7 protein-coding genes are annotated in these 12809 nt (G+C 67.5%); 6 read left to right on the top strand and 1 reads right to left on the bottom strand.

Going from position 1 to position 12809, the window contains the following annotated elements:
• Positions 1–6 precede the first annotated feature (6 nt).
• Positions 7–1485, top strand: a complete 1479-nt coding sequence (locus OG595_RS30085) for a GAF domain-containing protein (protein ID WP_329277392.1) — start codon at positions 7–9, stop codon at positions 1483–1485.
• 153 nt (positions 1486–1638) lie between these two features.
• Positions 1639–2136, top strand: coding sequence for a hypothetical protein (locus OG595_RS30080; RefSeq protein WP_329283325.1), 498 nt, complete (start codon positions 1639–1641; stop codon positions 2134–2136).
• Between the two features lie 182 nt (positions 2137–2318).
• Here the strand turns inward: OG595_RS30080 and OG595_RS30075 are convergent, their stop codons facing one another.
• Positions 2319–3254 carry a DUF4231 domain-containing protein gene (locus OG595_RS30075; protein WP_329277391.1) on the bottom strand — a complete coding sequence of 312 codons (936 nt, stop codon included), beginning with the start codon at positions 3252–3254 and terminating at the stop codon, positions 2319–2321.
• A 1185-nt stretch (positions 3255–4439) separates the two neighbouring features.
• Between OG595_RS30075 and fxsBH the strand changes: the two genes are divergently transcribed.
• The 4 genes from fxsBH (at position 4440) to fxsT (ending at position 12791) form a co-directional block, all read left to right on the top strand.
• Positions 4440–6638: a radical SAM/SPASM protein FxsBH, inactivated beta-hydroxylase extension form gene (gene fxsBH / locus OG595_RS30070; protein WP_329277390.1), complete on the top strand. Its 2199-nt coding sequence runs from the start codon at positions 4440–4442 to the stop codon at positions 6636–6638.
• Positions 6631–7407 carry an AAC(3) family N-acetyltransferase gene (locus tag OG595_RS30065; protein WP_329277387.1) on the top strand — a complete coding sequence of 259 codons (777 nt, stop codon included), beginning with the start codon at positions 6631–6633 and terminating at the stop codon, positions 7405–7407. Before fxsBH ends, OG595_RS30065 begins: the two co-directional genes overlap by 8 nt.
• Positions 7408–7500: 93 nt before the next feature.
• Positions 7501–8859, top strand: coding sequence for a TIR-like protein FxsC (locus OG595_RS30060; protein ID WP_329277385.1), 1359 nt, complete (start codon positions 7501–7503; stop codon positions 8857–8859).
• Positions 8856–12791: an FxSxx-COOH system tetratricopeptide repeat protein gene (fxsT, locus tag OG595_RS30055; RefSeq protein ID WP_329277383.1), complete on the top strand. Its 3936-nt coding sequence runs from the start codon at positions 8856–8858 to the stop codon at positions 12789–12791. The genes OG595_RS30060 and fxsT overlap by 4 nt, the downstream gene beginning before the upstream one ends.
• The last annotated feature ends 18 nt before the right edge of the window (positions 12792–12809 follow it).

The raw sequence follows: 12809 nt of genomic DNA, 5'->3' as shown, positions 1-12809 counted from the left end.
CCTCGCATGCCAGGCGACGCGCCGCCACCTCCCCCACCCCCGCCTCCCCCTTCACTGCCGCCCCGTCTCGAAGCCGTGCTCGGCATCGGTACCGATCTCGAACTGCGCACCACGCTCCAGCACATCGTGGACGGCGCGGCCGAACTGACCGGTGCCCGGTACGCGGGATTCGGGATGGCCGACCCCGGACACGACGGCCTCGTGGAGATCCGCAGGGCCGATCTGGGGCGCGCCGAACGGGAGGGCGTCACCGTCATCGACGTACCGATCCTCGTCGATGACGTGGAGTTCGGGCGGCTGTATCTCGCCGAGAAACTGGACGGTACCCGATTCGGCGACGAGGAAAGGGAGTTGCTTCAGGTGCTGGCGGCGCAGGCCGGCATCGCGATCGGCAACGCCCGGCTGTACGAGGCGGCACGGCAGCGCGAGCGCTGGATCGAGGGTGCCGCCGCCGTCACCACCGCGCTGCTCACCGGCGGGGCCGACGACGACGCGCTGATGACCGTCGCGCACCGCGCCCGGCTCCTCGCCGACGCCGCCGCGGGCGTCATTCTGCAGCCGACGGACGCGGGCGGTATGGAGATCGTGACCGCCTCCGCGCTGGACGACCCCGGTGACATCGTCGGGACCACCATCGCCCCGGGAAGTCCCGTGCTCGTCCAACTCCTGGGCGGGGAACCGGTGTTCGTCGACGACTCGGCGACGGACCCACGGATGACGACCCCGGTACGGCACCGGTTCGGGCCCAGCATGCTGCTGCCGTTGCAGGCCGAGGGGCGGCTGATCGGCACGCTCGCGCTGCCGCGCCGACGCGGTGACCGCCCGTACACCGACGTGGAACGGCTTCTCGCGACGCAGTTCGCCTCGCAGGCCGCCCTCGCGCTCGTCCTCGCCGACGCCCGGCGGCGTCGCGCCCGCCTGGCGGTGTACGAGGACCGCGACCGGATCGCCCGTGACCTGCACGATCTCGTCGTCCAACGGCTGTTCGCCACCGGCATGATGCTGGAGTCCACCCAGCGCCGGGCCGCGGGCGACGACACGGTGTGCGAGATCCTTGAGCACGCCGTCGACGAACTCCAGGCCACGGTCCAGGAGGTCCGTACGACCATCTTCGCCCTCCAGCAGCCCCCGGCGGACGCACCAACCACCTTGCGCGGCAAGGTACTCCGGGAAGCCGCCGGTGCGGTGGCGGTACTCGGCCGCCGCCCCTCCGTCCGGTTCACCGGCCCCGTCGAGCACCGCGTCCCGTCCGCGGTGGCAGCTCAGCTCCTCACCGCCCTTCGCCGCGCCCTCGCCACCGCCGTACGCCGCCCCGCTGTCACCCGCGTCGAGATCACCGTCGACGCGACGGCGGTCCTGCCGGACGGCCGGTCGGGCGTACGGCTGACGGTCTACGACGATGGCGGCAGCGGCGGCGGCACAACGGGCGGAGGTCCGGGTACGACGGCGATCTGGCAGGCACCGCTGGGAGACGGCACCCTGTAGTGAGGTCACGGACCGTGGGCGGCGGAGGGACAGCGAGTGACTGACATCGACACCCGTAACGGGACTCGCGTCGGCATGGGCATCGGCATGAACATGGACATCCGGACGGGCACGGACACCGGCACGGCCACTGGTATGGCCACCGGTACGGGCATGCGCGTCGTGGCGCGTGTGCGCACGCGCATCGGGGTGACCGGACACCGTTCGATCCCAGGCGCCGTGCTGCCGTTCGTCCGCACGGGCATCCGCCGGCAGTTCCAGGGAGACGAGGAGATCGAGGCCCTGAGCAGCCTCGCGGCCGGGGCCGACCAGTTGTTCGCCGACATGGCCCTGGACTGCGGCATCGCGGTCACGGCCGTGATTCCCGGCATGGACTACGAGGCCCACCTCGGCGACGCCGACACCCGGGCCGCGTACCGACGCCTCCTCAACTCCTGCCGTACGCAGGTGAATCTGCCCGAGGAGGCGACGCACGAGGAGGCCTATTTCGCGGCGGGCCGCTGGATCGTCGACCACGCCGACCGACTGATCGCGGTATGGGACGGGCAGCCCGCGCGGGGGCTCGGAGGCACCGGGGACGTGGTGGCGTACGCCCGGCGCAGGGGCGTACCGGTGACGGTGCTGTGGCGGCCGGGGGTGCTGCGTATCTGACCTGAAGCGCCCCGGTCAGACAGGTGCTGTCGGCAGGGTTCACCAGGTGGTCTTGCGCAGGTCATCACTCTCGTGCGGGAGTTCACACTTCCGTTTCCGACGCCCGCCTGTCGCCACCTGGGCCGTGGAGGTTGCTGCATCGACGGACTTGCGCTCCCTGAGTGACAGTTGAGTGTTCAGCCTCACCCTCCGAACCGCACCAGCCAGTCGGTGTGCTGCGGCGACACGATCCGTTCGGCCTCGGCAACCGCCTCCGCCCACACTGCCTCCGTCACCGTCCTGGACATCGTGACGCGTAGCGTCTCCAGATCCTGTTCGATGTGGGAGTGCGCGTATGTCAACGGCCTGTGCCGCCGCACCTCCTGCCAGGCGACCCCTGCCGCCGCGCCGGCACTGAGCAGCCCGGTGAGATCCCAACTGCCGATCATACCGAGGGCCCTGAGAACGGCGGCCAAGAGGGCTAGCAGCGTCAGGGCGGCGGTGACCGAGGACCAGCGCACGGAGGCGCGATGCGACTGTGCGGCGCGATTCTTGTACCACACGAACTGTTCCAGCAGCCGGTCACGGAGATAGATGTCCCGGCGGGCGGCGAAGGGCTTGGCGCGCACGGCCCGCATGACCGGGGTGATCTGTCCGGCACCACGGGTATGGGTCCCGTTGCGGGAGTCCTCCCACCCCACCCGCCTGAGTTCCCGCAGCCGCTCCTCCAGCCGTTCCGCGAACAGCCCGTCGGGGTCGGCAACCCGGGAGTGGAACGGGCCCCCGTGCACCATGTACTGCCAGGCCAGCGACTTGAGCAGCTCGGCCACGTCACGGTGCGCCCGCCACTGGGCGCGGGCCCGGCGGCGGGCGGTGTGGAGGCCGATGGCTATCGTGAACGCGTAAAGCACTGCCGCCAATGCCGCTGGAATATGACTGTCGAAGCGTTCCGCCAGCATCGCCATCGCCGTCGCCGCTAGCAGAAGCAGCAATTGCGTACGCACCGCGTAGAAGGACTCACTCTGACGGCTCAGCGCCCGCCGATCACTTACCACGAAGAGCGGCGGAAGATCGCCGTCACTCAGCGTGACACTGGGCCCCGGAGTCCTGGCACGCAATTGACTCACCCCCGCGATCATTGCCCACTTTCCGTCACCAGAGTATGAAGTCGAACAGGCAGGGTCCATCCCCGGGGTCGGCCTCCGGTATCGTCCGCGTCAAAACCAGACTGTCCCCGCAACTCCCCATGGGCCCGGGGACATACTGGTGCCTGCGACAGGAAACGAGAGACAGATGAACCCATCGACGACCACGGAACGCGGATCCGCCGCTACCCGGACCTCCCGCCGGCGGCTCACTCCGCTGGCCGCGATCAACACCCGCGAAGGCACTGCCATGAGGTCCACCGGCCGATTGACAGACACCTCGGGCAGGCGTTCCGTGAAGCCGATCACCTTCGACTCCGCATTGTAGAATTACCCCTTTCAGAAGCGGCTGCACCTGTTATGGTCCGGCAGGTGCACCGCGCCCGCTTCGAAGCGGTTTTTCTCGCTTGCTGACAGACCCTGAACTCGTGGCGTTCGCAGGTACACTGACGCCACCCCATTCCCCTTCACTCCATAAGCACCTCGTCTTGCACAATGGCCAGGAGAAGTTCGACCTGTGCAATAGTCGAGGTTGTCCCGGCCCGCCGGGAATCATTAGTGGAGGGTGAGACATATAAACGAGGAAGGAGAAGGGAATGAGGGGCGAGAACCTGAACAACAGCCAGGCAGCGGCCGAAAGCAGGAACCGCAGGAAGAAAACAGCCCGAGCTTCGACCCGATCAGGGCAAGGCTCTAGATCGCAGTTCTCGCAGCCGTGACAGCGGTTGCAGGTTGCGTGGAGACGCTGGCTCGCTGAGGGCACGGCGACCCAAGTACGGTGCGGACGAGGCAGGGTTCACATGAAGCGAGCCCGGCCGTTTCCTAGTCGGCCGGACCCGCTTCGGTAACTCCACGCGCGGGGCCTGGCTCCGGCCGCCAGCCGGAGCCAGGCCCCGCACACTCAGAGTCGGTTCACTATAACCGCAGTTCGCAGGCGACCCCGCCCGTACGCAAGATCTCCTGAAGACGACCTGCCTCCCATAACCCCTGGTGAGAGGGACTTCTTCAGCCTTTCGCCTCACCGGCCCGCCACTCCCGGAATATCCCTGATCCAATGCTTCCCAGCTGCGCCAAGCACACCACCGGGCACGGGAGGGCATCCTCAATGGCCGCGTTCCGGCGATGAGTCGAACATCCGATTGGCAGTCAGGGGTAGCCACGAGCTGTAGCCTGTGCTAGGTGACTGACTCCGCGGACTTCCCACTCCAGCAACTCGTCCTGAAGATCCACAGCAGATGCGATCTGGCATGTGACCACTGCTACGTCTACGAGCATGCGGACCAGAGCTGGAAAACCCGGCCGACCGTGATCTCCGAGGAGACACTCAGTCAAGTCACCCGCCGAATCACCGAATACGTAAAGTCTCAGGGCCTTGAATCCTTCTCAGTTATTCTGCATGGCGGTGAGCCCCTACTGGTGGGCCCCAATCGACTACGGAAGATTTGCGGGGAAATCAGTGCCGCCCTCACGCCAATCACCACGCTCGATCTTCGAATTCACACCAACGGCGTGCAACTGAGCAATCGCCACCTGGAGATTTTCAAGGAATTCGGAGTGAAGGTCAGTATTTCACTCGACGGTGACAGGGCAGCCAACGACCGACACCGACGTGACCGCAGAGGGCGGAGTAGTTACGAGCGCGTGCTCCGAGCCGTCCGCCTCGTCCAGACACCCGAATACCAGCACCTCTTCAGCGGCTTGCTGTGCACCGTCGACGTGGCCAACGACCCTGTCGCGGTACACGAGGCACTGACCGCTTTGTCGCCGCCCCGCATCGACTATCTGCTGCCACACTCGACCTGGGACAACCCTCCCCCGTCACGTGGTGTCAACTCACCGACTCCCTATGCCGACTGGCTGCTCGCTGTTTTCGACCGCTGGGAGCTGCAAGGCCGCAAGGTCCCTGTCCGAACGTTCGACTCCGTGCTCAGCACGCTGCGTGGGGGTCCCAGCCTGACCGAGGCCATGGGGCTCGCCCCGTCCGACCTGGCGGTGGTGGAGACGGACGGCAGTTTCGAGCAGGCGGACTCGCTCAAGACTGCGTTCGACGGGGCGGCTGCCACGGGGTACGACGTGTCGCGGAACGGCTTCGAGGAATTCGCCCTACACGAGGGGGTGCTCGCTCGCCAGCGCGGGTTGGCCGGGGTCAGTGAGACCTGCCGCCGATGCCCGGTCGTCGAATCCTGCGGCGGCGGCCTGTACGCACACCGGTACCGCACCGGTCACGGCTTCGACAATCCATCGGTATTCTGCGCTGACCTGCGTGCGTTCATCGGCGGCGCCGCCAAGCGGATCACCGAACGCTCACTGTCCGCCGCCGTGACCGACCCAGGTGAACTGAGCTTCGCCCAGCTCAGGCTGGACCGGGACCTGCTCGCTCAGACCAACGAGCGCCTTACCGGGAACGCGGACTGGGACACCGTGTGGCAGGCTCTGGTCCGACTGGACAGCGACGAGGACAGCGCGTGGCACCTCAACAGAGTCCTGGCCCACCCCTACGTACGCACTTCGCTTCGCCGTGGCGGACCTGGGGCCGACGAGGTCGCCCGCTTCGCAGCCGTGGCCGTCGCCGTGGCCGTGCACGCGCGCGCGCCGTTGACCCTTGCCTGGGAACAATCCCGTCCCGACGTTCACCTGCCGACGCTGGGAACGTTGACGGCTCCCGAGGCCGGCCGAGTCGAAGCAACGGTGACTGTGGACGGCCTGCTGTTGCGCATGACGGGGGGCAACGAATACCTACTCGCGCAAAATCCCGACGCATGGCGGCCGTTGGTGCAGCTGTGGCTCCCCAGTGGAGAGGCGCTGCTCATCGACGACAGTGACCCCTACCGTGACGCGTACCCCGTGGCTGTTGCTCCCCCGCTGGACCACAACGGGCTCATCTCGTTCCGCGAGCGGCTACGGACCGCATACGAACTACTGGAAGAACGCAAGCCTGGATGGCTTACCGGCATCAACGCGTTCCGCGCCACTACCATCACCCCGCTCGCTGCCGGGGCATCCCTGCACCTGGGATCCCACGGACTGGGCGCACTCGGCGTAGCCGTCGACTTCGAACCGATGGAGTTCGCACGTGAGTTGCCACGCCTCGGGAGACACGCCAGGCTCGCCGCGCTGCGGGAGACGACGGACCTAAACGTACCCGGTAACAGGGCCGGGCGGCTGCTCGACGAGGCTTTCTTCGCACTCGGTGACGCCGCGTACTGGGAAAATGAGGAGGACAGCAGGGCCAACGGCCGCGTTCACGCGCTGGAGCAGGCGAACCGTGCCCTGGACGAGTTGGCGAGGCTTCCCGAGCAGGACCTCACGGAGACCGGTGCGATGCTGGCTGCCGAGCTGCGGGCGGAGTGGGCCGTGTGTGTGGACAGCCATGACTGAGGCCGAGCCGCTACGCCGACTGTGTCGTGATCTGGGCCTCCGCCGCACTACCACCCCCCTCCTCGTCCACGCCTCCCTCAGCGGCACCGGCATGAGCCCTCTCCTGGTCCGGAACACGCTCCTTGCCGCCCTGGGCCCGGCCGGTACGCTCATTGTGCCTGCTTTCACTCCCGAGAACTCCGACACCTCGAATGCGCACAAGGTCCGCACCGAGGACATGACCGAGCAAGAAAAAGTCGACTTCCGCGCCTCGATGTCCCCCTTCGACCCGGATGCCACGCCCTGCCACTCCATGGGTGCGCTCGCCGAGTGTGTGCGTACGACTCCCGGTGCCGTGCGCAGCGCACATCCGCAGAGCTCGTTCGCCGGGATCGGCCCCAGGGCTGCGGAGTTGCTCAGCGGGCACGATCCGCACTGTCATCTCGGCGAGCAGTCCCCCACAGCCACTCTGTATGACGCAGATGCCCAAGTCCTCCTGTTGCGCGTCGGGTTCGAGGTGTGCAGCGCGTTCCATCTAGCCGAGTACCGGACGAGGCCGCACGCACGTCGGCGTACGTACCGGTGTGTGGTGGGCGAGAGGGGAAACTGGATCTCGTACGACGATGTCGCCCTGTACGACGGCGACTTCGGTGCGATCGGAGCACGGCTACCGCGTGAACTGACGGTAGAGGGGGAATGGGCCGGGAAAACGGTCACGTTCTTCAGGATGCGAGCCGCCGTGGACCATGCCTGCAATCAAATGTCCGGATTGGGACGCGGAATGACGTAAAACAAGCAACCCGGGCAAGCCAACCGTCGGGCACATTGTTGGTTCCGGTCAGGTGGCCGCGGCGGCGGGGTCCACCGACGGGCAGGGGGGCGTGTGGACAACACCGAACGGGGTCGGGACCGGATACCGGACACCCAGCCCTATTTCTTCCTTTCCTACGCCCACACACCCCCCTGGGGGACCGGTGGCGGAGACCCCGATCACTGGGTGCATGTCCTGTACCGGGACTTGTGCAACCACATCATGGCGCTCACGGATCTGCCCGCCGGCTCCCAGGCCGGGTTCATGGACCGGGAGATGCGCTCCGGAGAGGGCTGGCCGGAGAAGCTCAGCGAGAACCTGGCCAGGTGTCGGGTGTTCGTACCGCTGTTCTCGCCCCGCTACTTCACCAGCGAGATGTGCGGGCGCGAGTGGTTCGCCTTCCACGAACGTGTTCTGCATGCCAAGGCCACCGGCTCAGGGGCGACGTCCGCCATTGTCCCCGCCATGTGGACCCGCGTGGACTACGACCAACTACCGGACTCCGTCCGGCACATCCACCTCGACCACGCGACCTACGGCGACCGCTACGCCACTAACGGGATCTACGGCCTGATCAAACTCAACCGACTGCACGACGAGTACGAGGAGACCGTGCTGGGGCTTGCGCAGCGGATCGTGCGGGTCGCCCACGAGTCGCCACTGCCACCGAGTAGGCCCCGCAACTACGAGAACACACCCAGCGCTTTCAAGCCGCGCGGCTCCGGCCCCAGACACATCCACCTCACCGTGGCCGCGCCGACCCGGGACAGCGTCCCCGAGCACCGCGACATCCGGCCGTACGGCGAGGAAGCCCAGGACTGGAATCCGTACCACGGCGAGTCCACGCGTCCACTGCCGTCGCTTGCCGAGGAACTCATCCGCTCCCTCGACTACCGGATAACGGTCTCCTCGTTCGACGACGAGGACACCGGGGAGCCGCCGACGCCGCCCGTCGGCGGCTCCCCGGACGACAGTGGCGATCATGGTGACAAAGACGACAAGGCAATGGGCAGACCAGGCATCCTGCTGGTCGACCGATGGGTGCTGACCGACCAGGAGCGGCGTCGGCGGCTCAGGACCTTCGACTCCCATGCCCGACCCTGGGTGAGCGCGATCGTCCCGTGGAACCGTCTCGACCTGCAGTGTCACAGTTCGGAGGGGCGGCAACTCACCGAGGAGCTGGAGCGCACCCTTCCGCTGATCCTGGACCGGGGCCGGCGCACCGACTGCCGGATCGCCGTGACCGGGGTGCCCACACTCAAGGCCTTCACCGACGTGCTGCCCGCCGTCGTGGCCCATACGACCCGGCAGTTCCTCAAGCACGCGGAGGCACATCCGCCACCGGGCCCGCACATCCCCAGACCCCGTCTGACGGGCCCCATCCAGCCGCGGTACCCGGAAGCGGGACCCGATAACGGAGGAGAAGCATGACGGCCGTGCAGAACGGACGCATCATCACCTTCTACTCGTACAAGGGCGGTACTGGGCGCACGATGGCCCTGGCCAACACAGCGTGGATCCTCGCCGCGAACGGCAAGCGGGTCCTGGCCGTCGACTGGGACCTGGAGGCGCCGGGCTTGCACCGCTTCTTCCACCCGTTCCTGGAGCCCAACGCGCTGGTGGCCACCACCGGAGTCATCAACATCATTCATGACTTCGCGTGGGCCGCGACGACCGGCCCGCAGCGCTCCGGCGACTGGCAGGACGACTACGCGAACGTCGAGCAGCACGCCATCTCCCTCACCCCGGAGCGGTTCGGGCTGAGTTTCAAGGACGGCGGTTCGCTCGACTTCCTGTCTGCGGGCCGTCAGGACCGCGCCTACTCGGCGACCGTGTCCTCCCTGGAATGGGACAACTTCTACGACCGGCTGGGCGGCGGCGCCTTCCTCAAGGCGCTGCGCGCCAACATGAAGAAGTCGTACGACTACGTCCTGATCGACAGCCGAACTGGGCTGTCCGACAACGCGGACATCTGCACCATGCAGATGCCGGATGTCCTGGTCGACTGCTTCACGCTGAGCGACCAGTCGCTGGACGGCGGTGCCGCGGTGGCCCGCAGCGTCGAGGACGGTTCCCTCCCTCACCCCATCCGGGTACTGCCCGTGCCGATGCGCATCGACGAGGGCGAGAAGGACAAGGTCGACGCCGGCCGGGCGCTGGCCCAGCTGCGCTTCCAGGGGCTGCCCAGGGGACTCAAAGGCGAGAAACTGGGCCCGGACGAGCTGACGGCCTACTGGGGCAGCGTCGAGATCCCCTACCGCCCCTACTACGCGTACGAGGAGACCCTCGCCACCTTCGGTGACACGAAGGGCGACCCCAAGTCACTGCTGTCCGCGTTCGAACGGCTCACCCGGGTCATCACCGACGACGACGTCACCTCGCTGCCGGCGATCCCCGAGCCGGTGCGGTTGCGCTGCCGCGACGCGTACCTAAGGCGGCGCCCACTGACCAGCGCGGCCAATGTGGTCGTGGCGTACTCGGCGGAGAACCGGATGTGGGCCGACTGGGTCGAGTCGCTGCTCAAGCGGGTCGGCTGCAACGTCGTGCCGCACGACATCTCCGGCGGGCCCGTCGAGCGCACGGACGCGGCCACCCGCACACTGATTCTGCTGTCAACCGCGTTCCAGAAGTCCCGGTACGCCGACACAGTCTGGCGCACCCTCACTGGCAGCAGCGCGGACACCCCGCCCGGTACCACGGTTCCGCTGCGGGTCGACGAGGTGCGGCTGCCCGAGACCTACCTCGACCACAACCCCGTGGACCTGCACCGGTTCGACGAGGCGCAGTGCGCCGCCGCGCTGCTGCGCGCCCTGGGCCTGCCGGGGCAGGCACTGGAGGCCGGCCCGCACGCGGCCCGTTTCCCCGGCAACATTCCGGCGTATCTGAGCGCACCGCAGCGCAACAACACGTTCACCGGGCGCAACGTCATTCTGGAGCGGATCCGCGACCAACTCGGCGGGGGTGTCCCCGCGGGCCCCTCGCAGCCCCAGGTCCTGTTCGGGCTCGGTGGTGTGGGCAAGACCCAGGTCGCACTGGAGTACGTACACCGCTTCATGGGTGACTACGACCTGGTGTGGTGGACGTCGGCCGAGCACGAGGACGATGTCGTCGCCTCGCTCGCCGAACTCGGCACCCGCATCGGCGCACCCGGGCGCGAGGACATCACCATGGCGAGCAAGGAAGCCCGCCAGATGCTGTCCCGGGGCACCCCGACCAACCGCTGGCTGCTGGTCTTCGACAACGCCGACGACCCGGCCGCACTGACTCCGTACTTCCCGACCGGTGGCAGCGGGCACATTCTCGTCACTTCTCGCAACCAGGCCTGGGCACAACAGGGCTCGGCGCAACTCGTCGATGTCTTCCTCCGCGAGGAGAGCGTCGAACACCTCACACGACGGGCCAGAGGGCTGACCCCCGAGGCGGCCGACCAAGTGGCGTTGGCGGTGGGCGACCTGCCGCTGGCCGTCGAGCAGGCGGCGGCCTGGCTGGCCGAGACGGCCACGCCGGTCAAGACATATCTGCGGCAGCTGGCTGAGCAGACCACCGATGTCCTGGACCTCAACCAGCCCGCCGACTACCCGAGGACAGTTGCAGCGACCTGGAACGTGTCCATCTCCCGGCTGAAGGAACGTTCTCCCGCCTCGGTACGGCTCCTGCAGTTGTGCGCGTTCCTGGCTCCGGAGCCGATCTCCTCGGACCTGCTCTACAGCAAGGAGATGATCGACGCTCTCAAGCCGTACGACCCGGCGCTCCAGGAGCCGCTGCTGCTCGGCCGGGTCGTCCAGGAGATCGGGCGGTTCGCGCTCGCCAAGGTCGACCAGGTCAGCAACAGCATCCAGGTACACCGCCTGGTCCAGGCCGTGATCCGTGCGCAGTTGACAGAGGAGGAGCAGCGGCACGCCCGGCACGTTGTGCACATGGTGCTCGCGGGTGCCCGTCCCGACGGTGACGAGCCGATCGACGACCCCGCGACCTGGCCCCGGTTCGGGGTCATCTGGCCGCACCTCACCGCCTCCGACGCCAGCAACTGCACCGAGGCCGAGACCCGCCGACTGCTCATCGACCGGGTCCGCTACTACTGGAAACGCGGCGACTTCCCCACCGCGCAGAAACGTGCCGAGGACCTGCTGGAGCACTGGAAACCACTGCTCGGCGAGGACGACGTCCAGTACCTGTACCTGCAGTGCCAGCTAGCCAACGTGCTGCGCTCGCAGGGGCGCTACATCGAGGCACGGGACATCGACAGGGGTCTGCTGGCCCGCCAGCGCCGCGTACTCGGAGCCTCGCACCCGCATACCTACGTCACCACCTCCAGCCTCGCGAGCGACCTCGCGGCCCTAGGCGACTACAGCGAGGCGGTCAATCTCGCCCAGGAGGCGCACGAGGGGTTCAGCCAGATCTTCCACGAGTCCCACCGCAGGACTCTGAGCGCGGCCAACAACCTCGCCCTCGCGCTGCGCATGGTGGGCCGCTACAGCAAGGCCCGCGACATCGACCAGGAGACACTCGACCGGCGTATGCGGGTGCTGGGTCCCAAGCACCCCTACACCCTGGCCTCAGCCGAACGGCTGGGACGCGACCTGCGTGAGGTCGGGAAGTACGCGGAGTCGGTGGCGGTGCTGTCCCAGGCTTACGACGCGCACAAACTGATCCTGGGAAAGGACTTCCCGGGCACTCTCAGGTGCGCCAAGTCCCTGGCCGTATCGCTGCGCCGGGACGGCCAACTCGAGGACGCGCGCAGACTGACGACGGCAACCCGTGCCCAGTACCAGGCCCAGTACCAGGAACCGACACCGGACTCGCTGGCCTGCGACCTGAACATGGCAGCCGACCTCTTCGCGGCCAACGAGCGGGAGGCAGCGCGCGAAGTCGCCCAAGAGGCGCTGTCCAAGTACAAGGACGTACCGGGCGAAGAACACCCGTACACCCAGGCCGCGCTGAACAACCTCGGTATCTATCACTGGGGTTGCGACGACACGGAGAAGGCTGCCGCAGTGTTCCGCCAAGTGTTGGGGCGCATGCGAACGGTGCTGGGTGAGCAGCACCCGCACTCCTTGTTCTGCGGCGTCAACTATGCCAACGTCCTGGTCGACCAGGGCCGCCTCGACGAGGCCCGGGACCTGGAGGAGAACGCCATGATGAGTCTGCGCAAGGTGCTGGGCCCGCACCATCCGGAGACACTGGCAGTCGTCGCCAACTCGGCCCTCACTCTGAGCGAGTTGGGCCGCCAGAGCGAGGCGGCACGGCGGCACGGCGATGCGCTGACAGAGCTTCGGCTGTTACTCGGCGACGAGAATGGGATCACGGTGTTCGTGCGCGAAAGGCGGCGTGTGTACCGGGACCTGGAACCACTGGCAGTGTGAGAACCAGGCCTCCGGGTA

The sequence above is a fragment of the Streptomyces sp. NBC_01451 genome, from assembly GCF_036227485.1.
In the GTDB taxonomy this organism is placed as follows: Bacteria; Actinomycetota; Actinomycetes; order Streptomycetales; family Streptomycetaceae; genus Streptomyces.
The sequence above is the reverse complement of the archived record's forward strand: the minus strand, read 5'-3'. Positions and strand labels throughout refer to the sequence as shown.

Coding starts and splice junctions, on each gene's coding strand:
- fxsT (WP_329277383.1), top strand. CDS start 8,856: ATGACGGCCGTGCAGAACGGACGCATCATCACCTTCTACTCGTACAAG.
- OG595_RS30065 (WP_329277387.1), top strand. CDS start 6,631: ATGACTGAGGCCGAGCCGCTACGCCGACTGTGTCGTGATCTGGGCCTC.
- OG595_RS30075 (WP_329277391.1), bottom strand. CDS start 3,254: ATGATCGCGGGGGTGAGTCAATTGCGTGCCAGGACTCCGGGGCCCAGT.
- OG595_RS30080 (WP_329283325.1), top strand. CDS start 1,639: ATGCGCGTCGTGGCGCGTGTGCGCACGCGCATCGGGGTGACCGGACAC.
- OG595_RS30085 (WP_329277392.1), top strand. CDS start 7: ATGCCAGGCGACGCGCCGCCACCTCCCCCACCCCCGCCTCCCCCTTCA.